We start from the raw sequence: 19,886 nt of genomic DNA on the forward strand, positions 1-19,886 counted from the left end.
TGAGCAGCTTCGGCGCGGCGGCCTGCATCGCCCTCCTCGTCTCCACCTTCGCCCGTGCCCGGCTGAGCCCGACCTGGCGCACGGTCTGCACTGTGTTCCTGACTCTCGGTATCCTCGACGCGCTGCTCAGCCTGGCAATTCTGGCCGTCATGGCCCGCGAGGATCCCAGCGACGACTTCTGGCTTCTCATTCCCTTAACGCTGGGAATTTCCCTTGCCCTGGCGGCGTTCAAACAGATTCGACTACTTTCCTCAGGAGGCGACGGTGCTGTACTTCGACGATAAACAATCCCTGGTGGCCGAGATTTTGGCCCGCTATCCGTCCTCGCCGCAAGGCAAACGCTCGGCGCTGATGCCGCTGCTGCGCGAGATTCAAAATGCTCACGGCTTCGTGTCCGAGCCGCACATGGCCGAGGTCGCCGCCCTGATCGGCACGACGGCCACCGAGGTCCGCAGCGTGCTGAGCTTTTACTCGACGTACCACACCATGCCCACGGGCCGCTTCCACCTCCAGGTCTGCTCGACGCTGATGTGCGCCCTGGCCGGGTCCGACGAACTGTGGGACCACCTGACCGAGACGTTGGACGTGCAGCCTGGCGAAGTTACCGCTGACGGCTTCAGCGTCCAGAGGGTCGAGTGCCTGGGCAGTTGCGGCACGGCGCCGATGCTGCAACTGAACGACGAGGGCTATTACGAGGGTGTCACCCGTGCCCGCTGTGATTCGCTGATCGCCGCCATGCGGGCCGGAAGCGCCCCCGAAACCGATCATCCGGTGCCCGTTGTAGTAGACGCTGACGGCAGGCAGTTCCTGGCGACCGGCGAGGCCGTGGGCGCCAACACCGACAGTCTGTATCCGCTGTCCACGAAACCCAAATCTGCATCTTCCGGAGGCTCCGTATGACCATCGCCCCACCCCGGCCCATCACCAGCGGCAAAGACCCCCGCTTTGCACCCACCCTCTACGCCAGCGTCGGGCAGCCGGAAAGCTGGACGCTGAGCAGTTACCTGCTCGCAGGCGGCTATCAGGCGGTGCAGCGGGCCTTCGCCATCGGCAACGACGCGGTGATCGACGAGATGAAGAAGTCCGGCCTGCGCGGGCGCGGCGGCGCGGGCTTCGCCACCGGCCTGAAATGGTCGTTCATGCCGCTGAACGACGGCAAGCCGCACATCGTCATCTGCAACGCCGACGAGTCCGAGCCGGGCAGCTTCAAGGACCGTTACTTATTGTCCGAAGACCCGCACCAGCTCATCGAGGGCATGCTCATCGCGGGCTTTGCCATGCGGGCCTCCGTCGGCTACATCTACATTCGGGGCGAGTACGTCAAGGCCGCCGAGCGCATCTGGGAGGCCATCCATGCCGCCCGCGAGGCCGGGTTCCTGGGCAAAAACATCCTGGGCAGCGGCTTCGACTTCGACCTCCAGGTTCACCGGGGCGCGGGCGCCTACATCTGCGGCGAGGAAACCGCGCTGATGAACTCGCTGGAGGGTCTGCGGGCCAATCCGCGCCTCAAGCCGCCGTTTCCAGCAGCGGCGGGGCTGTACGGTCTGCCGACCACCATCAACAACGTCGAGACGTTCTGCGCCGCCACCCAGATTCTCAAGTACGGCTGGGAGTGGCACGCGGGTATGGGCACCGAGAAGAGTAAGGGCATGAAGCTGTTCCAGATTTCGGGGGCTGTGCTGCGGCCTGGCGTCTACGAACTGCCGCTGGGCACCACCTTCCGCGAGCTGATCTACGACTGGGCGGGCGGCCCCACCGAGGAGATCAAGGCCATCATCCCCGGCGGCAGCAGTTGCCCGATGATGCCGTTCACCGACGCCGTGCTCGACACTGGCATGGACTACGAGGCCATCGCGGCGGCGGGCTCGATGCTGGGCACCGGCGGCGTCACCTTGATTCCCCGCAAAGATTGCATCGTCAGCGCCACCTGGAACCTGGTGCGCTTCTACGCCCACGAATCCTGCGGCAAATGCACGCCCTGCCGCGAGGGCATCTCTGGCTGGATGGTCCGGATGTATGAAAAGCAGGTGCGCGGCCAGGGTCAGCCCGGCGACGTGCAACTGATCCTCGACATGTCCGACAACATCGGCGGACGCTCGTTCTGTGCCCTGGCCGACGCCTGCCTGGGGCCGGTGCTCAGCAGCATCAAGCTGTTTCGCGAGGAATACGACGCGCTGGCGAACACCGGCGTAGCGATGTACCCGGCGCGGAAGCGGTGGAAGGACGCATGAGGGGTGGAAGTAGGGAGTGGGGAGTGGGCAGTGGGAACGGCCAGAGCAAGGGCCTGAACACCACTCTCCTTCCTTCGCCCTTTCCACACGCTGCACGCCACAAGCCACAAGCCTCTTTCCCCACTCCCTACTGCCCACATCCCACTCCCCGAAGGCCGGAGGCCACCCCATGAAAGTCACCGTAGACGGCCTCACACTCGAACTGCCCGCCGGAACCTCCGCCATCGACGCGGTGTTCCAGGCCGGTCAGGACGTGCCTTATTTCTGTGCCCACCCGTACCTCAGCCCGGTGGGCGCCTGCCGGATGTGCCTGGTCGAATCCGGCAGCCCGCGCAAGAACCCCGACGGCAGCTTCATTATGGACGGCGAGGGCGACGCTGCCATGCCGAAAATCTTCTGGTTTCCCAAGCCGATGGCCGCCTGCACCATGCTCGCCACCGAGGGCATGCACATCCGCACGGCGGCCAGCAGCGAGGTGGTCGGCAAGTCGCAGGCGGGGATGATGGAGTTCCACCTGCTCAACCACCCGCTCGATTGCCCGACCTGCGACAAGGGCGGAGCGTGCGAGTTGCAGGACCGCGCCTTCGAGTACGGCTACGGCGAGAGCCGCTTCGGTTTCGAGCGCCGCCACGCCGAGAAGCACTACCCGCTCTCCGAGAACGTCATTCTCGATCAGGAGCGCTGCATTCACTGCAAACGCTGCGTGCGCTACTTCGAGGAGGTGCCCGGCCAGGAAGTTCTCGACTTCATCGAGCGCGGCGGCCACACCTTCATCGACACGGCGGAGGGCGGCCTGCCCGACGGCTTTTCGGGCAACATCACCGACATCTGCCCGGTAGGGGCGCTCCTTGACAACGTGGCCCGCTTCCGGGGCCGCAACTGGGAGTACGATCACACGTCCACGACCTGTACGCTCTGTCCGGTCGGCTGCTCGATCACCGTGGACGCCCGCAACGGAAGATTGGAGCGCATCGTGGCCGGTGAAAACCGCGAGGTCAACGAAGCCTGGATCTGCGACGCCGGACGCTTCGGGCATGTGTTCGCCTCCGAGTCGCGCCTGACCACCCCGCTGATCCGCAACGAGGACGGCGTGCTGGTGCCCGTCACCGACGATCAGGCGGTGGAGGCCATCAAACGCGGCATGGCTGAGCTGGACGCCCGCGAGCTGGCCGTCTACTTCAGCGCCGATTCCACGCTGGAAGAGGGCGTGGCCGCCGAAGCCTTCGCGGGCCTGACCGGACTCTCCAGCATCGACCACTGGCCGCGCCAGCCGGGCTACGGCGGCGTGTTTCCGACCCTGACCGAGATCGCCCAGGCGGACGCGGTGGTGGTCCTCGGTGCCGATCTGGCCGAGGAAGCCCCGGTGCTCGAACTCCGCATTCTGGAGATGTTGCGCGGTGGGCTGCTGCCTGCCGAGTTCAATCACGGCACTGCTATTGCTGACCTGCGCCTCGTCGAGCGCCCCGCCCGCAAGCGTGAGCGCCTGGCCGTGCTGGCGTCTACACCCAATCGCCTGATGGAGCACGCCGGAATCTACGCCGAGCTGGACGCGAAGAGTGCGCTGGCCGGACTGACCGGCACCTCCAACCATCCCGCCGTGCAGGGCGCCGCCGAGCTGCTGAGTAAGGGTGAGCACTCCATCCTGATTCTCGGTGCGGAAGCGCTCGCCAGTCTGGATACCGCCAGCCGGAGCGCCCTCCAGGCGTTCAGCCTCCGCACGAATACCCGCGTGCTGGCGCTGCCCGCCGGAGCCAACTCACGCGGATTGTCGGCGCTGAACCTGGTGCCGCGAAGTGGTGGCCTGAGCTTTGAAAAGTTCGCTGGAACTCAAGCCGCGCTCGTCAGCCGTCTTGACCCGTTGGCGACTGGAACGGATAAGCCCGACTTCCTGATCGTCCACGACACGCATCTGACGGCCACTGCCAGGCAGGCCGACGTGGTGCTGCCCGCGCTGAGCAATTACGAAAAGCGCGGCACGACGGTCAATCTGGAGGGCCGCCTGCTGCCGCTGCGCCCCGCTGCCCTGAAAAACGGCGAGTCCGGCGATTTGATCCGTGCCCTGGCCCTTATCGCCGAGGCGCTGGACCTCAAGACGAGCGTGCGCGGCATTCGCGGTGCCCAGAGCCTGCTTGGGGAACGGCTCGGCCTGGACGTGACCGAGCTGCCCATTCACGGCCTGCGGACCCCGCTGGGCCAGCGCTACGAGGCGGCGGCGCCCAAGTACATCCCCAAGCTCTGGAAGTGGGGCATGAAACGCGCCGATTTTCCCAATTCAAACAGGCCGGATTCCGAGTTGCCCCAGATCGGCGGCATGATCGAGCTGCCGGTCGTACCGGGCACCACTGTGCCTGCTCCAAAAACCACCTTCGCGGGCGGTGACGACTGATGAAGGGCATTCTGACGCCCTGGGTCATCGACTTCCTGTGGACCGTCCTCAAGGGCGTGCTGGTGGCGCTGGCGCTGCTGACCACCTTCGCCTACATGACCCTGGTGGAGCGCCGCCTGCTGGCCCGCATGCAGATTCGCCTGGGGCCAAATAGGGTCGGGCCGATGGGCCTGCTGCAACCGCTGGCCGACGCCGTGAAGAGCATCTTCAAGGAAGATCTGCGAATTACCATGGCTGACCAACTGGTCTACACCCTGGCCCCACTGATCGCCATTACCGCCGCCCTGAGCGCCTTCGGGGGCATTCCGGCAGGTCCGGCGGGCAGCTTTTTCGGCCTCGATCCCTGGGTCTATAACCTCGATGTGGGCGTCATCGGCCTGCTGGCGTTGACCAGTATGGGCGTCTACGGCATCTTCCTGGGTGGCTGGGCCAGTGGAAGCAAGTACCCGCTGCTGGGTGGCCTGCGGAGTTCGGCGCAGCTCATCAGCTACGAACTCGGCATGGGCCTGAGCATCCTGGGCCTGCTGATGCTGGTCGGCAGCGCCTCGTTTCAGGACATCGTGGGCTTTCAGGCCAGCAGCGGCTGGATGATCCTGTTTCAGTCGCTGGCCTTCGTCACGTTTCTGATCAGCAGTTTTGCCGAGACCAACCGCACGCCCTTCGACCTGCCCGAAGCCGAGCAGGAGCTGGTGGCGGGCTACCTGACCGAGTATTCCGCGATCAAGTGGGCACTCTTTCAGATGGCCGAGTACGTCAACATGATTACCGCCTCGGCGCTGATGAGTACGCTGTTCTTCGGCGGCTACAAGGGTCCGGTCTTCTTGGACGGCCTGATCCCCGGTATCAGCAACTGGCCGTTCATCTGGCTGATTCTCAAGATTGCCGTTTTCCTGTTCGTGTTCATCTGGGTCCGGGCCACTTTGCCCCGGCTGCGCTACGATCAACTGATGCGTTTCGGCTGGAAGTTGCTGTTTCCCATCGCGCTGTTCAACACGCTGTTCACCGGCTTTTACCTGGCCTACCTGCGCGGGCTGGGGTTGTGGCCGCTGGGAGTGTTCAGCCTGCTGTGCGTGCTGCTGCTGTTCGTCATGAGCGATAGGGTACGCTCGCTGTGGAATACCCCGACCCACCGCCCCGACGCTGGCCCGACTAGAGCCGCCCCGCGCTCGCTGGGAGGCGACTGAATGTTGTTGCTCGCGCTGCTGCCGCTCACCGTGCTGCCCCTTGACCCCGCCCCACTCGTCCCCGCCTCGGAGGTTTCACATGGGCGTTCTTGAACTCGCCAAAGGCATGGGCGTCACGCTCGGCAAGATGTTTACCAAACCCGTCACGGTCAGCTACCCGGAGCAGCGGGCCAGCGTCAAGCCGCGTTTCCGGGGCCGCCACATCCTGACCCGGCACCCCGGCACTGGCCTGGAGAAGTGCATCGGGTGTTCACTCTGCGCCGCCGCTTGCCCGGCTTACGCCATCTACGTGGAGGCCGCCGAGAACGACCCGGCCCACCCGACCTCGCCCGGCGAGCGCTACGCCAGCGTCTACGAGATCAATATGCTGCGCTGCATCTTCTGCGGCATGTGCGAGGAAGCCTGCCCCACCGGAGCGGTGGTCATGGGTAACGAGTTCGAGATGGCCGACTACCGCTACCGCGATTTTGTCTACGCCAAGGAAGACATGCTGGTGGGGGTGAGCGGCAGCATTCCCCAGCGCCGCGAGGCCGCCCAGAAGGGCAAGCCGGTCCGAACCGGATTCACCGTCCCCGGCGGCGTGCGCCCTGAACTTGAGGGTGTGAAGTACGAGTGAGGAGCGGACATTGCAGTGGTGCAGTGCAGAAGATTGTATTTGAAGATTTGACCCCTCGCCCCTTGCGGGAGAGGGGCGCTGCGAAGCAGCGGGGTCAGGGGGCTACCGTGCGGCGTCAACGCTGTCTACATGAGTTTCTATCCTTGTTCGGGGGTTTCCGTTGATTACCTTTCTCGTGCTGGCGCTGCTGACCATCGCGGGCGGCATCCTGACCATCTCGGCCCGCAACGCCGTTCACGCCTCGCTGGGGCTGGTGGGCACGCTCATCAGTGTGGCGGGGCTGTACGCGACCCTCAACGCCTCGTTTCTGGCGGCCACCCAGGTCATCGTCTACGCGGGCGCCGTGATGGTGCTGTTTCTCTTCGTCATCATGCTGCTCGATGCCAACCGGCCTGTCGAAGACGCCAACCCGCTGCCGTTCATCGCGCCGCTGGCCGGAGTGGGTGGGGTCATCCTGGCGGGCGCCTTCGCCATCCTGGCGTTCACCTACAAAGACCCGCGCCCGATGGCCGAGGGCGTGGCGGCGCTGCGAAACGGCGCTCCGGGGGCGGTGGGCGAGACCCTGCTGACCAAATTTCTGTTGCCCTTCGAGGCCGTCAGCATCCTGCTGCTGGTCGCGGTGGTCGGCTCGGTGGCCCTGGTGCAGCGCCCCGCCGTGCAGACCGACCCGGAAACCAAGGCGGCCAGTGCGGCGCTGGAAGGAGAGGTGGCGTGAACGCTTTCTGCGTTTGGGGAGTGGGAAGTGGGGAGTGGGCAGTAGGAACGGCGCTTGATCTTGGCGTCGTTCCTGCCCACAACCGCATGCCCACTGCACCCCAATCAACGCCCCATCCCCTTCATCTGTTCCCACTCCCCACTTCCCACCTCCCACTTCCCAACAAGGCGGCAGCGTAATGGACACCGCCCCAACCTCCTACTACGTCGCCTTATCGGGCATCCTCTTCGCGCTGGGCATGATCGGCGTGCTGACGCGCCGGACCGCCGTGCTGGTCTTTCTGTCCGTCGAGCTGATGCTGAACGCCGCGAATCTGTCGCTGGTGGCCTTCGCCCGCGCCTGGGGCGACCTGACCGGCCAGACGGCGGTGTTCATCGTCATGACGCTGGCGGCGGCTGAGGTCGCTATCGGGCTGGCCATCATCGTCGCCATCTTCCGCAAACGCGAAACCACCAACGTGGACGATCTGGCGTCCCTCAAAGGTTAACTGTGCCTCTCTACTGGCTCCCCCTCCTTCCACTGATCGGCTTCGTTCTCCTCATCTGCGGGGGCCGCTTCCTGCCCGGCAGCTCCGGCGGCTGGCTCGGCTCCGGCATCGTCGGCGCGGCCTTCGTCGTCGCCCTGCTGCGTTTCTTTGGATTAGACGCACCTGCGCACGAAACGCTGTGGACCTGGCTACCGAACATGGCGCTGGGCACGAACGGGCCTTCAAATTTGAGCGTCGGCTTCTACCTCGATCAACTGTCCTCGCTGATGACGCTCATCATTACCGGCGTCGGCTTCCTGATTCACGTCTATTCCATCAGCTACATGCGCCACGACGCCCGGTTCACCCGCTTCTTCGCCTTCCTGAACTTCTTCGTGGCGATGATGCTGATTCTGGTGCTGGCCGACTCCTACCCGCTGATGTTCGTCGGCTGGGAGGGCGTGGGCACCGCCAGCTACCTGCTGATCGGCTTCTGGTTCGCCGGACACGGGGACCACAGCGCCGCCGAGGGCGTCACCAACTCCAACGCGGCCCGCAAAGCGTTCATCATGAACCGCGTCGGCGACCTGGGCTTCATGCTGGGCATGTTCCTGATCTACAAGGTGTTCGGCACGCTGGTGATTCCCGAACTGATGGCGCAGGAAGGCACCCTGGCGGCGACCACCCGCGCCCTGCCGGAACTGATCTGCCTGTTTTTGCTGGTCGGCGCGGTGGGCAAGTCCGGCCAGTTGCCGCTCACCACCTGGCTGCCGGACGCGATGGCTGGACCTACGCCGGTCTCGGCGCTGATCCACGCGGCGACGATGGTCACGGCGGGCGTGTATTTAATTGCCCGCAGCCACTTCTTCTACGACTTGGCGCCCGGCGCCTCGCTGTGGGTCGCCTGGGCCGGTGGACTCACCGCGCTCTACGGCGCCCTGTCGGCGCTGAACCAGACCGACATCAAGAAAATTCTGGCGTATTCCACCGTTTCGCAGCTCGGCTACATGTTTCTGGCCGTCGGGCTGCACAGCTACACGGCGGCGGTCTTTCACCTGCTCACCCACGCCTTCTTCAAGGCGCTGCTGTTTCTGGCGGCGGGCGCCGTCATCCATGCGCTCCACGAGGAACAGGACGTGCGGAAGATGGGCGGCCTGGCGAAGTCCATGAAACTGACCCACGCCGTTTCGCTGATCGGCGTGCTGGCGATTTCGGGCATTCCCATCTTCGCGGGTTTTTTTTCCAAAGACGGCATCCTGGCCGCCGCCTTTACCCAGAACACGCCGCTGTACCTGATCGGGCTGGGTGTGGCTTTCCTGACCGCCTTCTACATGGGTAGATGGTACTTTCTGGTGTGGCGCGGCGAATTCCGGGGCGACCCGGCGGCGCATCCCCACGACGGCGATCCCCTCCTGAGCCTCCCGCTGGCGGTGCTGGCGGCGGGGGCGACCCTCGGCGGCTTCCTGAATGTGCCGGGCTTTCTGGGCGGCGGACACATCCTGGATGACTTCCTGGGCAAAGTCCTGCCGGTAGAGGTTCACGAATTGCCGGTCAGCACCGAATGGCTCATTACCGCCGTCGCCGTCTCGGCGGCCCTGCTGGGCCTGGCCTGGGCCTACGCCGATCACCGCCGGGGTGCGCTCCAGAACGGCCCGCTTGGCAACGTCAGTACCCAGGCGCTGTACCTCGACACGCTCTACCGCTCGGTGGTCGGTGACGGCAGCAAGGTCATCTCACGCGGCCTGGACGCCTTCGACAACGGCGTGGACGCGGGGATGACCGCCGTGGCCACCAACACCGGGGCGCCCGGCTGGCTGGTGACCCTCTGGCAGAGCGGTTTTGTGCGCGCCTACGCCCTGAGCATGCTCATCGGCACGGCCCTGATCGTCGGCTACTGGGCCTTGCAAGCCATCGGCGGCGGCCTGTGAGTCCCTATCCCTCCCCACTTCCCACTCCCCACTCCCCACTCCCGCCTTGCCCACAAGCCACAAGCCACGCGCCACACGCCGCGCCGGAGGCGCAAGCATGATCCACTTCTTCATCTTCCTCCCGGTGCTCGCCAGCTTGCTGATCTTCCTGGTGCCGGTCCGCTGGCGCGAGGAGTTCGCGGGCGCGGCGGCAGGCCTGACGCTGGCGGGCGGCCTGTGGTCGTGGTCGGTGGGCGGGCTGAGCTACTTCAGCATTCCCTGGATCTCCGCACTCGGCGTCACCTACAGCGTGCAGATGGACGGCGTGAGCCTGCTGCTGGGGTTAGTGACGGCCTTCATGTCGCTGATCGCGGTGATCTACGCGGGCAAGCGCGTCCCCAAGCCCGGCACCATGCTCTCGCTGATCCTGATGATGGAGACCGGGCTGCTGGGCATCTTCGCCGCCCGCGATCTGGTGTTGTTCTACGTGTTTTTCGAGGACGCCCTGATTCCCGCGCTGCTGATGCTGGCCATCTACGGCAAGTCGCAGCGGATGCCCGCGCTGGTCAAGTTCGCGGCCTACACCCTGCTGGGCAGCCTGTTTATGCTCATCAGCATCATCGGCCTGAAGTTCTACGGCGGCAGCCCGACCTTTGCGCTCGCTGACTTGCAGGCGCATCCGGTGACGGGTCCGGTCCAGACCTGGCTGTTCCTGGGCTTCCTGGCGGCGATGGCGGTCAAGCTGCCGCTGTTTCCGCTGCACGCCTGGCTGCCCGATTTCCACGCCCAGAACCACGACAGCGGCGTGGCGGACGTGATGGGCACGCTGTACAAGGTGGGCGCCTACGGCCTGTTCCGCTTCGCCCTGGTCCTGTTCCCCGACGCCATGCTGGAGTTGCGGCCCATCCTGATGGCGCTGGCGGCGTTTACCGCGTTATATGCCGCCTGGATCGCCTTCTCTCAAACCGACTGGAAACGGCTGCTGGCCTACGCGGGCCTGTCGCACATGGGCTTAGTCGGTCTAGGCATCTTCTCGCTCAACGAGACGGCCATGATCGGCGCGCTGTTTTTGCTGGCCTTCCAGAACGTCTATACCGGCGCGCTGTTCCTGGCGACGGGCATGCTTCAGGAGCGGGTCGGCAGCCTCAGCACCAGAGTCGGTGGCCTGATGACCCAGGCGGGGGCGCTCAGCGGTCTGACCATGACGCTGTGGTTCGCGTCCATCGCGGTGCCGGGCATGGCGGGCTTCATCGGCGAGTTCAGCATTCTGCTGGGCGCCTATCAGGTCTCGCCCTGGCTGGCCTTCTTCGCGGGCCTGAGCACCATCGCCGCCGCCGCCTACGCCCTGAGCGCCTACCAGACGACCTACTGGCAGATGCGTCCGGCAGGCGCCGTCATCGCCCACGACCTGCGCAACCTCGACTGGCTGGTGCTGGGCGCCCCGATTGCCGTCGCCCTCTTCTTCGGCATCTACAGCGGCCCGGCCCTGAACCTGGTGCAGCCGGTGGTCCGGGCGGTCATGAGCGGCCTGGGGAGCGGGTCGTAATGGTTAACCTCTCTAGGAGCCCCCTGTGAACCCTGCCCTCGTTTTTCCCGATGTTTCGCTGGCCCCCATGCTGCCCATCCTGATCTGCCTGCTGGGCGCCATCGCGGCCACGCTGCTGGGCTTTTATGTGCCGCGCCGCACCGTCACGCTGGTCAGCCTGGTCGCGCTGATTCTGTCGGGCGCCAGCATGGTGACCCTCTGGGACCAGGGCCTGAGTGCCTTCGCGGGCAGCCTCCAGGCCGACAATGTGGCGCTGGCCATCGGGCTGGTGATTCTGCTCGGCTCGGTCATGACGCTGCTGGTCTCGCTGGGCAGCGCCTCGCGGGCGCGGCTGGCCTTTCCCGAATTCGACGCCATGCTGATGTACGCCGTGACCGGCACGCTGCTGATCGCCTTTTCCGGCGACCTGATCACCATGCTGATCGGGCTGGAGGTCATGAGCCTGTCCGGCTACGTGATCGTCACCCTCCAGGACAGCCGCCGCGCCGAGGAGGCGGGCATGAAATACTTCCTGCTCGGCGCGGTGGGCAGCGCCACGCTGATCTACGGCATCGCGCTGATCTACGGCGCCACCGGCACCTTCAATGACCTGGCGATTCGGGAAGCGACCGCCGGGCTGGCGGTGCAGAACGTCGGGCTGCTGGTCGTCGGCTCGCTGCTCGCACTCTGCGGCTTCGGGTTCAAGGTCGCGCTGGCCCCCTTTCACCAGTGGACCCCGGACGTCTACGGCGGGGCGCCCACCAGCGTCAGCCTGTTTCTGAGCACCGTCGTTAAAGTGGCGGCCTTCGCGGGGATGCTGCGGGTCTTCGGCGGGGCGCTGCAAAACGTTCCGGCCTGGGCAGGCGTGATGCAGGTGCTGGTCATCGCCACGCTGCTCATCGGCAACTTCGCAGCCCTCTTCCAGACCAACTTCAAGCGGCTGCTGGCCTACTCGGCGGTGGCCCACACGGGCTTCCTGGCCCTCACCCTGGTCGCCAATCCGGTCAACGGTGGCCCGGCGCTGGTCTATTACCTGCTGGTCTACACCCTGATGACCGCCGGGGCGCTGGCTGTGGTGAGTGCGCTGCAACGCGACGAATCGGGCTTCAGTATCGAGGACATGCGCGGGCTGTTCTACCGGCATCCCGGTTACGCGGTGGCGCTGGCGGTCTGCCTGGGCTCGCTGGCGGGCTTGCCACCCTTCGCGGGTTTCATGGGCAAGTTCCTGGCCTTCAAGGCGGCCTTCGAGGCGGGCTACGTGGGCATGACCATCTTCGCTGTCATCGGTAGCGTGGCCGCGCTGGTCTACTACCTGCGCCCCGCCATGCTGATGTTCATGCCGGACCGGACCCCCGCCCGCGAGTTCAGCGGCGAGCGGGCACCGACCACCCTGGCCGTGGCGATGGCTGTCGTCGGCGTGACCGTGCTCGGCATTCTGCCCAACCTGGCCTACGGCTGGGTCGCCAATCCGGCCATCTGGACGGTGCTGGCCGGACGGTAGGGAAGTGAGGAGATTCAGGCCGCTGGCACTGGCAGCGCTACTTTCGGTGGCGCTCGCCGGAGGCCGCGAATCTAACCCAGACGCAAGGCAGCAAGCCACCATCCAGGCGGTAATCAAGCTGTTTGATCGCACGCCGCTGGTGGCACTGGGCGAAGTTCACGGCGTCAATGAACTGCACGCCTTTTTTCGGGCGCTGGTGGCTGACCCTGGCTTCGGGCGAAACGTCAATGCGGTGGTGGTGGAATTCGGGAATGCCAGATACCAGGCGGTGGCGGACGCCTTCGTGCTGGGCACGCGCCACGTTCCAGACGACGAGCTGCGGCAGATTTGGCGCAACACTACCCAGTCAGGGCTGACGGATGTCTGGGATGCTCCCGTCTATGAACGGTTCTTCCGGGCTGTGCGAGCGGCTAACCGAGCCCGGCCAGCGGGTCAGGCAGCTATGCGGGTGGTGTTGGCCGACCCGCCTATCGACTGGACCAGGATCAATTCAACCAAAGATTATGTCCGATTCGTCGATCGGGACGGTTTTTACGCCCGCACGGTGGAACGCGAGATTCTTGCCAAGCACCAGCGGGCGCTGCTGATCGCCGGTCTGGGTCATGTTGCGCGGTTGAGCCCATCAAATTTCAACCCGTCTGGTACGGCGATTGAGCAGATCCAGAGGCGTTACCCCGGCTCTGTGACGGTGCTGATGCCGTACCTTGGCTTCCCTCGCCATCTTCAGGAAAAAGCTCGACAGCTTGAACAGATGCCTGCGCCTCAGCTCATCATGACGCACAGCACCTGGTTGGGCAAACTCAGCGCTGCTGAAGTGCTGGAAGGGCCACCAGAGGCGCCTCTGAATATGAGTGAAGGACTCGGCCAGCGGCTGCTCCAGACCGTTGTCGACGGCGTTTTGGTGTTGGGTCGTCCGAGCACCTTCACCATATCGATTCCTGATCCAGCTCTCTATAAAAATCCCCGATACGCAGCGGAGGTGTTGAGGCGGAGGCAAATTTTCAAGGAGATCATGGATATGAGAGGCGACTTTCTGACGGCGAAACCCGCGTCGAGCATCTTATACTTTGAGCAGCATTAGCGATCGATCCAAGTTTTCCTGTGAGTTCCCAAAGACCTGGGCAAGGTCGCCGGGCCTCTCAACCTCTACCCTTGATCCCATGATTCCCACTCTCCGCGCCGTCATCCTCGACCTCGACGGCACCCTGATCGACAGCAACGATGCCCACGCTTGCGCCTGGGTAGAGGTGTGCTAGACCCGGAACCATGCCCCCCTCCATTTGCAACCCTCCTCACTTCGCGTACTCTGAGCACCATGACTACCTCCGAAAGCGCTTCCCACCTTCCACTCATCGTCAGCGCCGGAGAAGCCCTCACCGATCTCGTCACCGACGGCGCTAACCGCTGGATCGCCCACCCCGGCGGCGCCGCCTGGAACGTGGCCCGCGCCTGCGCTCGCCTGGGCCTTCCCAGCGCCTTTGCCGGAGCGGTGGGCCAGGACAACTTCGGCGACGACCTGATGCGGGCCTCGCGCGACGCCGGACTCGATCCGCGCTTCATCCAGCAGCTTCCGGCGCCGACCCTGATGGCGGTGGTGTACTCGGCCAGCCCGCCCGCCTACCGCTTTCTGGGCGAGAACAGCGCCGACCTGGCCTTCGATCCGGGCCATCTGCCCAACGGCTGGCTGGGCGCGGCCCGCTGGCTGCATGTGGGCGGCATCAGCCTGGTGCGGTGGCCGCTGGCCGACACCCTGCTGGGATTGATCGAGAACGCCCGTGCGGCGGGCACCCAGATCAGCTTCGATCCCAACGCCCGCATCCTGCACCGCAATCCGGCCTACCTGCCGGTCTTCGAGGCGGTGGTGCGCCGCTGCAATTTCCTGAAATTCAGCGACGAGGACCTGGCCTTCTTCTTCGCCGGACAGTCCGAGGACGACGCCCTGAACTACCTGCGCGGCCTGAATGCCCGTGCGCCCATCGTCATCACGCGGGGCGCACTGGGCGCCAGTCTGTACCAGGGCGCCACCAGCCGCACCGACCTGCCCACTGTGCCGGTGCAGGTCGCCGACACGGTGGGTGCGGGCGACGCCCTGTGCGCCGGAATCCTGGTCAGCGCCACCGAGCGTCCCCAGGCCCTGTGGACCGATCACCTGCACGTGGGCCTCCAGGCGGCGGCGGTGGCCTGCTCGCACGCCGGAGCGTATGCGCCGACGAGGCAGGACCTGGCGGCATTGCCGTGAGGAGGGTGGAGTTTGGGGCGCGGGAGGCGGTGCGCGGGGAGAGAGTGGGAGGGTGGGGAGTGGGGAAAGAGGGAGGGTGGGGAGTGAGGAAAGAGGGAGGGCATGAGCTGGCGCTCACTCCCCTCACCCCTCCCCAAGCACGTCCACCCGCCACCTTTTTCCACAGGCCGCACGAAAAGCCGAAAAAACCCCCAACCTTACGGCTGAGGGCTGCACTCCCGGCGTGGGAACTTACTTGAGTTCGACCTTGGCGCCAGCGGCTTCGAGCTGGGCCTTGAGCTTCTCGGCCTCGTCCTTGTTGATGCCTTCCTTGAGGGCGCCGCCCTTCTCGGAGAGGTCCTTGGCTTCCTTGAGGCCCAGGCCGGTGATGGCGCGGATCTCCTTGATGACCGAGATCTTGTTGGCGCCCGCGTCGATCAGCACGACATCGAACTCGGTCTTCTCCTCGGCGACGGGGCCAGCGGCGGCGGGACCGGCCACGGCCACGGCGGCGGTCACGTTGAACTTCTCCTTGATGGCGTCGATCAGGTCGGCCAGTTCCAGAAGGGTGATGGAAGCGAGGTCATCGAGAAACTGCTCTTTGTTGAAAGCCATGGTGGGGCTCCTTGTGTACGGAATCGGGTCGATTCGGGGGAGAGGATGGGGGCTTGTGGCGTGCAGTGTGTAGCTTGTGGAAAGGGCAGGGATGAAGAGAAGCAGTTGAACTCAGGCGTTCAGGTCTGTTCCCACAGGCCACAAGCCACGATCCACAAGCCTCTTTACGCTGCTGCTTCTTCGAGCTTGGTCTTGTAGGCTTCCAGAATGCCCACGAAGCTGCTCTGGTGGCTGCCCAGCACGCCGACGAGTTCGCTGTAGAGCTGGTCGCGGGTGCCCAGCGAGGCCAGGCGGGCCACGACGGCCACGTCCACGCGCTTGCCTTCCAGGTAGCCCGCCTTCATGGTGGGAATACCCTTGTCGTTGGCCTTGGCGGCGGTGCTCAAGACTTTCGCCACGCCCGCCGGGTCGCTCTGGGCGACCACGATGGCGCTCGGACCTTTGAGGGCGTCACTGAAATCGTTCTGGCCCAGCGCCAGATGGATCAGGGTGTTCTTGGCGACGATCATCTGCCCACCCTTTTCCATGATCTGCTGGCGCAGGGCGCCGAGCTGACCCGCCGTCAGTCCCTGGTAATCGACGACGAAGAACGTCTCGATCCCGTCCAGTGACGTTTTCAGCGTGGCGAGAATGCCCTGGTTGCGTTGGTTTGGCATTCCAAACCTCCTTGATAGACCTATGGAGATGGTCTGTGAACTCACATCTGAAAAACCCTGCGCGGTGCGCTCAGGCCATCCAGACAACTCGGCGGGAAGGTTTAAACCTTACGGCGAAGGTTCCCGCTGTCTACGGTGCCGCGATTTCGGACAGGTGCTGAAGGCACCGGGGTGCTGAGGGTTGGGGTGCTGAGGGTTGGGGTGCTTGGTTACGAGCCGCTGCCCAGCGTCAAAGGGATGCTCGGTCCCATGGTGCTGCTCAGGTAGGCGCTGCGAACGTACTGGCCCTTGGCGCTGGCGGGCTTGGCACCTTCCAGGGCGGCGATCAGGGCCTGGTAGTTGGCGCTGAGGTTGCCGTTCTCGAAGCTGGCCTTGCCGATGGGCGCGTGGACCACGCCGGTCTTGTCGTTGCGAAACTCGATGCGTCCGGCCTTGAGGCTGCGCACCATACCGGCCACGTCGGGGCCGACGGTGCCGCTCTTGGGGTTGGGCAGCAGGCCGCGCGGCCCCAGCAGCCGGGCGAGCTTCTGGCCGACCTGGGCCATCATGTCCGGCGTCGCCACCACGGCGTCGAAGTCCATGAAGCCGCCCAGGATGCGCTCGATCAGTTCCTCGCTGCCCACGATGTCGGCGCCAGCGGCCTCGGCCAGCGCCACGTTCTCGCCCTTGGTCACCACGGCGATGCGGACGGTGCGGCCCGTGCCGTGCGGCAGGGCGACGGTGCCGCGCACGTTCTGGTCGCTCTTGCGCGGGTCGATGCCCAGGCGAAAGTGAACTTCCACCGTCTCGTCGAACTTGGCGGTGGCCAGTTCCTTGACCAGCGCGGCGGCCTCGTCGATGCTGTACTGCCGGTCGCGGTCCACCTTGCCGACCAGGGCGTTGTAGCGCTTGCCGTGCTTAGAATTAGAAACGGGCTTAGACATGGGGGCCTCCCTCGACGGTGACGCCCATGCTGCGGGCCGTGCCCGCCACGGTGTTGGCGGCGGCGTTCAGGCTCCCGGCGTTGAGGTCGGGCATCTTGGTTTTGGCGATTTCCAGCACCTGATCCCAGTTGAGCTTGCCGACCTTGGCCTTGTTGGGGGTCGGGCTGCCCTTGGCGATGCCCGAAGCCTTGCGGATCAGGTAGCTCATCGGCGGGGTCTTGGTGATGAAGGTGAAGCTGCGGTCCGCGTAGATGGTGATCTCCACGGGGATGATCGCGTCGCCCTTGTCGGCGGTCAGCGAGTTGAACTCTTTGGTGAACTGCATGATGTTGGCGCCGTACTGGCCGAGCGCCGGGCCGACGGGCGGGGCCGGGGTGGCCTTGCCTGCCGGAAGCTGCAACTTCACGATACCGGTAACTTTCTTCATGGTGTGCTCCTTAGCTCCCCCGCTCATGCCTGGACGTGTTGGGGTGCTGACGCTAAATTCTGCCGGTCAATTGGTTAACAAAAGGCTTCGGCAACAACTTTTTGACTTGATCTGGACTTGATTGCTCCGGTGTTTGCTTACTGGACCCGTACTTACTTGCTGACCCGTACTTACTTGCTGACCTGTACTTACTTGCTGATCTGGGAGAAATCCAGCTCGACGGGGGTTTCGCGCCCGAAGATGCTGACCAGCACCTTGACCTTCGCCTGGGCCATGTTGACCTCGCTGACCACGCCGGAAAAGTCGGCAAAAGGGCCAGCCGTGACGCGCACCATGTCGCCGGATTTGAAATCGGCCTTGAGGCGCGGCGCCGGGGCCTCCTCGTGCTGCTGGGTCACGCCCACCGAGGCGAGCAGCCGCAGCACTTCTTCCGTAGACAGCGGCACCGGGTAAGTGGCGGTGCCCACGAAGCCGGTCACGCCGGGGGTGTTGCGCACGGTCTCCCAGCTCTCGCCGAGTTCGCCTGGCGCGTCGTCGTCCTCGATGTCCATCTGCACGAAGACGTAGCCGGGAAACAGCAGCCGCTCGACCGTTTCCTTTTTGCCGCCCTCGCGAATCTCGACGGCCTTCTCGCTGGGCTGGAGCACCTGGAAGATCTTGCTGCCGTGCATACCCAGCTTGCGGGCGCGTTCCAGCAGGGTCTTCTCGACCCGTTCTTCCTGGCCGATGTAGGTGTGAACGGCGTACCACTCGATACTCACCGCAGCACCTGCTTCATGATGGTGCTGAAGGTCCAGTCCAGGGCGAAGACGATCAACGTCAGGCCGACCACGAAGATGAGCACCGCCTGGCTGCCCTCGAACACCTGCTCGCGGGTCGGCCAGCTCACGCGCTGAAGCTCGCCACGGGCATCCTTGAAATACTGCACGATGTTCATGACCTCACCTCGAAGAGAGCGGGATAAAGCCTGCTCGGACGCGGCCCGCTGTCAGGGACCACCGCCGCGTTCAGACCTTCTTCTCCTTGAAAGGCACGTGCTTCTTAGCCACCGGATCGTACTTCTTGAGTTCGAGTTTGGCCTGGGTGTTGCGGCGGTTCTTGGTAGTGGTGTAGTAAAAGCCCGTGCCAGCGGTGCTTTCCATCTTGATAATCATGCGTGGTCCATCCTTGGCCATGGTGCTTCTCCTTTTCGTCCGGGGCGGTGCTTGAAGCTCGCCCGAACTCCCAGGTTCCGGCAAGGGCCTTGGCCACCTGCGCGGGGTACTGGTAACGCCTGCCGTGGGGCAGACAACGCCCACGAGTATAGGGCGTGGGCAGGCGGGATGTCCAGGGCCGGAAAAATAGTATACCGACCGGCCACCGGGGCCACTTTATTCTGGCAGCGCTGTGGATCCTGGCAGCGCCGTGGCCAAAACAACGCTGTGGCCAAAACAGCTCTGGACCAGCCGGACGCCGCCTGTTCAGGACGGTTCCAGCGCCCCGGCTGCTGGGTGGGTGGCGAGCTGCTGCTCCTTGTGCTGGCCCTGCTCATGACCGGTGCCGTGCTCGCTGGGCCGGACCAGCCCTGGCCACTCCCCGGCGTACTCGATGTTCATGTCCTGACTCTCCAGCCACAGGTAGCGGAGCTCTGAGAGCTGGCGCAGGTGCAGCAGGTCGTGGGCCTGCCAGGAGGCCATCAGGTCGAGGGCACTGAGGCTGCCGCGCCGGGTGCTCCAGTCGGGTTCGGGCATCTCGCGGAGCTGCGAGAGCGAGGTGGCCCGCTCGGAGCCGAAGCGCTCGATGCTGGTCAGCAGGTCGCGCCCGTTGTAGCCGCGCTGCGTGACCCAGCCCTGCGGATCGGTGCGCGGCCAGGCCGAGAGCGGCGAGTCGATCAGCAGGCAAAAGCGCAGCCGGAAGTCATGCTTTTCCTCGTCAGCCAGGTGATTGACGACTTCCAGCGCCGACCAGCGCCCAGGCTCAGGACGCCAGCGGGCAGCTCCGGCGCTCCAGCTTCCGGCCAGCAGTGCCAGCGCCTGCCCGCTGCGCTCCAGAGCGAGCGCAGCGGCAGCCAGGGGAAGGAGCGCCGTCATCTGTGAGAATCATAACAAAACTGTGATAACGGTGGCCTTACGAAATGACCCAAAGCTGGTCGGGCCGGTGCCGTCATTCATCGGGGCGAAGGTCTATGAACGTCCTCCAGCACGAACGGGAGCAGGTGCTGGCCGACTTGTACGCAGTTCAGACCGGAGGTGGATGGTGGTCAAGCCGTCAGGTTCATCTCGCCGTCGCTCGGTCTGGACGAAGTGCCTACCGCCGAGGGCTTCCCGGTCCCAGGACCGCACCATCTCCAGACCGCGAAAAGCGGGCCACCCGTAGGCAGCCCGCTCACGACCACAACTCGCTTATTCGAGAATCTTGGTCACGACGCCAGCGCCGACGGTGCGGCCACCTTCACGGATGGCGAAGCGCAGACCCTCTTCCATGGCGATCGGCTTGATGAGTTCGACGGTGAACGTCACGTTATCGCCGGGCATCAC

At 64.9% G+C, this 19,886-nt stretch carries 21 protein-coding genes and 1 pseudogene; 13 read left to right on the forward strand and 9 right to left on the reverse strand.

Annotated features, from left to right (window positions below; all coding sequences use genetic code 11):
- From Q0R23_RS00100 to Q0R23_RS00165, 13 genes are all read left to right on the forward strand, one after another.
- Nucleotides 1-284 (forward strand): hypothetical protein (locus Q0R23_RS00100; protein ID WP_293908988.1); only part of this gene is annotated, 284 nt, incomplete at its 5' end.
- A complete protein-coding gene (gene nuoE, locus Q0R23_RS00105; RefSeq protein WP_293908990.1) occupies nt 265-900 on the forward strand; it encodes an NADH-quinone oxidoreductase subunit NuoE in 636 nt (211 codons plus the stop codon). The genes Q0R23_RS00100 and nuoE, both read left to right, overlap by 20 nt.
- The gene (gene nuoF / locus Q0R23_RS00110) at nt 897-2,231 is read left to right on the forward strand and encodes an NADH-quinone oxidoreductase subunit NuoF (RefSeq protein WP_293908992.1); all 1,335 of its coding nucleotides are present in this window, start codon (nt 897-899) and stop codon (nt 2,229-2,231) included. Before nuoE ends, nuoF begins: the two co-directional genes overlap by 4 nt.
- Nucleotides 2,232-2,400: 169 nt before the next feature.
- Nucleotides 2,401-4,617, forward strand: coding sequence for an NADH-quinone oxidoreductase subunit NuoG (gene nuoG, locus Q0R23_RS00115; RefSeq protein WP_293908995.1), 2,217 nt, complete (start codon nt 2,401-2,403; stop codon nt 4,615-4,617).
- Entirely contained in the window at nt 4,617-5,801 is a 1,185-nt protein-coding gene (nuoH, locus tag Q0R23_RS00120) for an NADH-quinone oxidoreductase subunit NuoH (protein WP_293908998.1), read from the forward strand. Before nuoG ends, nuoH begins: the two co-directional genes overlap by 1 nt.
- Nucleotides 5,802-5,880: 79 nt before the next feature.
- Nucleotides 5,881-6,417, forward strand: coding sequence for an NADH-quinone oxidoreductase subunit NuoI (gene nuoI / locus Q0R23_RS00125; RefSeq protein WP_293909000.1), 537 nt, complete (start codon nt 5,881-5,883; stop codon nt 6,415-6,417).
- Between the two features lie 160 nt (nt 6,418-6,577).
- Nucleotides 6,578-7,132, forward strand: a complete 555-nt coding sequence (locus tag Q0R23_RS00130) for an NADH-quinone oxidoreductase subunit J (protein WP_293909002.1) — start codon at nt 6,578-6,580, stop codon at nt 7,130-7,132.
- Nucleotides 7,133-7,310: 178 nt separating this feature from the next.
- Entirely contained in the window at nt 7,311-7,619 is a 309-nt protein-coding gene (gene nuoK / locus Q0R23_RS00135; RefSeq protein ID WP_293909004.1) for an NADH-quinone oxidoreductase subunit NuoK, read from the forward strand.
- A gap of 2 nt (nt 7,620-7,621) precedes the next feature.
- A complete protein-coding gene (gene nuoL, locus Q0R23_RS00140; RefSeq protein ID WP_293909006.1) occupies nt 7,622-9,526 on the forward strand; it encodes an NADH-quinone oxidoreductase subunit L in 1,905 nt (634 codons plus the stop codon).
- 97 nt (nt 9,527-9,623) lie between these two features.
- A complete protein-coding gene (locus Q0R23_RS00145) occupies nt 9,624-11,051 on the forward strand; it encodes an NADH-quinone oxidoreductase subunit M (RefSeq protein WP_293909008.1) in 1,428 nt (475 codons plus the stop codon).
- Between the two features lie 67 nt (nt 11,052-11,118).
- Complete coding sequence (locus Q0R23_RS00150) at nt 11,119-12,531, forward strand: NADH-quinone oxidoreductase subunit N (RefSeq protein WP_293909033.1); 1,413 nt, start codon at nt 11,119-11,121, stop codon at nt 12,529-12,531.
- Nucleotides 12,532-12,535: 4 nt separating this feature from the next.
- Entirely contained in the window at nt 12,536-13,612 is a 1,077-nt protein-coding gene (locus Q0R23_RS00155) for a hypothetical protein (RefSeq protein ID WP_293909010.1), read from the forward strand.
- A gap of 234 nt (nt 13,613-13,846) precedes the next feature.
- On the forward strand, nt 13,847-14,770 hold the full coding sequence (locus tag Q0R23_RS00165) for a carbohydrate kinase (protein ID WP_293909012.1): 924 nt from the start codon (nt 13,847-13,849) through the stop codon (nt 14,768-14,770).
- A 231-nt stretch (nt 14,771-15,001) separates the two neighbouring features.
- Here the strand turns inward: Q0R23_RS00165 and rplL are convergent, their stop codons facing one another.
- The 9 genes and pseudogenes from rplL to tuf form a co-directional block, all read right to left on the reverse strand.
- On the reverse strand, nt 15,002-15,364 hold the full coding sequence (gene rplL / locus Q0R23_RS00170; protein WP_293909014.1) for a 50S ribosomal protein L7/L12: 363 nt from the start codon (nt 15,362-15,364) through the stop codon (nt 15,002-15,004).
- A gap of 164 nt (nt 15,365-15,528) precedes the next feature.
- Entirely contained in the window at nt 15,529-16,020 is a 492-nt protein-coding gene (gene rplJ / locus Q0R23_RS00175) for a 50S ribosomal protein L10 (RefSeq protein ID WP_293909016.1), read from the reverse strand.
- Nucleotides 16,021-16,229: 209 nt separating this feature from the next.
- Nucleotides 16,230-16,943 carry a 50S ribosomal protein L1 gene (gene rplA, locus Q0R23_RS00180; RefSeq protein ID WP_293909018.1) on the reverse strand — a complete coding sequence of 238 codons (714 nt, stop codon included), beginning with the start codon at nt 16,941-16,943 and terminating at the stop codon, nt 16,230-16,232.
- On the reverse strand, nt 16,936-17,370 hold the full coding sequence (gene rplK, locus Q0R23_RS00185; protein ID WP_293909020.1) for a 50S ribosomal protein L11: 435 nt from the start codon (nt 17,368-17,370) through the stop codon (nt 16,936-16,938). The genes rplA and rplK overlap by 8 nt, the downstream gene beginning before the upstream one ends.
- 188 nt (nt 17,371-17,558) lie before the next feature.
- On the reverse strand, nt 17,559-18,131 hold the full coding sequence (nusG, locus tag Q0R23_RS00190) for a transcription termination/antitermination protein NusG (protein WP_293909022.1): 573 nt from the start codon (nt 18,129-18,131) through the stop codon (nt 17,559-17,561).
- Complete coding sequence (secE, locus tag Q0R23_RS00195; RefSeq protein WP_293909024.1) at nt 18,128-18,307, reverse strand: preprotein translocase subunit SecE; 180 nt, start codon at nt 18,305-18,307, stop codon at nt 18,128-18,130. The genes nusG and secE overlap by 4 nt, the downstream gene beginning before the upstream one ends.
- 70 nt (nt 18,308-18,377) lie before the next feature.
- Nucleotides 18,378-18,545, reverse strand: coding sequence for a 50S ribosomal protein L33 (gene rpmG, locus Q0R23_RS00200; protein ID WP_109826019.1), 168 nt, complete (start codon nt 18,543-18,545; stop codon nt 18,378-18,380).
- A 285-nt stretch (nt 18,546-18,830) separates the two neighbouring features.
- Nucleotides 18,831-19,439, reverse strand: a complete 609-nt coding sequence (locus tag Q0R23_RS00205) for a DinB family protein (protein WP_293909031.1) — start codon at nt 19,437-19,439, stop codon at nt 18,831-18,833.
- A gap of 312 nt (nt 19,440-19,751) precedes the next feature.
- A pseudogene (gene tuf / locus Q0R23_RS00210) lies at nt 19,752-19,886 on the reverse strand (elongation factor Tu); the annotation flags it as partial.

The organism is Deinococcus sp. (assembly GCF_025362455.1).
Classification (GTDB): domain Bacteria; phylum Deinococcota; class Deinococci; order Deinococcales; family Deinococcaceae; genus Deinococcus.

Coding starts and splice junctions, on each gene's coding strand:
- nuoF (WP_293908992.1), top strand. CDS start 897: ATGACCATCGCCCCACCCCGGCCCATCACCAGCGGCAAAGACCCCCGC.
- nuoG (WP_293908995.1), top strand. CDS start 2,401: ATGAAAGTCACCGTAGACGGCCTCACACTCGAACTGCCCGCCGGAACC.
- nuoH (WP_293908998.1), top strand. CDS start 4,617: ATGAAGGGCATTCTGACGCCCTGGGTCATCGACTTCCTGTGGACCGTC.
- nuoI (WP_293909000.1), top strand. CDS start 5,881: ATGGGCGTTCTTGAACTCGCCAAAGGCATGGGCGTCACGCTCGGCAAG.
- nuoK (WP_293909004.1), top strand. CDS start 7,311: ATGGACACCGCCCCAACCTCCTACTACGTCGCCTTATCGGGCATCCTC.
- Q0R23_RS00145 (WP_293909008.1), top strand. CDS start 9,624: ATGATCCACTTCTTCATCTTCCTCCCGGTGCTCGCCAGCTTGCTGATC.
- Q0R23_RS00150 (WP_293909033.1), top strand. CDS start 11,119: ATGCTGCCCATCCTGATCTGCCTGCTGGGCGCCATCGCGGCCACGCTG.
- Q0R23_RS00165 (WP_293909012.1), top strand. CDS start 13,847: ATGACTACCTCCGAAAGCGCTTCCCACCTTCCACTCATCGTCAGCGCC.
- rplL (WP_293909014.1), bottom strand. CDS start 15,364: ATGGCTTTCAACAAAGAGCAGTTTCTCGATGACCTCGCTTCCATCACC.
- rplJ (WP_293909016.1), bottom strand. CDS start 16,020: ATGCCAAACCAACGCAACCAGGGCATTCTCGCCACGCTGAAAACGTCA.
- rplA (WP_293909018.1), bottom strand. CDS start 16,943: ATGTCTAAGCCCGTTTCTAATTCTAAGCACGGCAAGCGCTACAACGCC.
- rplK (WP_293909020.1), bottom strand. CDS start 17,370: ATGAAGAAAGTTACCGGTATCGTGAAGTTGCAGCTTCCGGCAGGCAAG.
- secE (WP_293909024.1), bottom strand. CDS start 18,307: ATGAACATCGTGCAGTATTTCAAGGATGCCCGTGGCGAGCTTCAGCGC.
- rpmG (WP_109826019.1), bottom strand. CDS start 18,545: ATGGCCAAGGATGGACCACGCATGATTATCAAGATGGAAAGCACCGCT.
- Q0R23_RS00205 (WP_293909031.1), bottom strand. CDS start 19,439: ATGACGGCGCTCCTTCCCCTGGCTGCCGCTGCGCTCGCTCTGGAGCGC.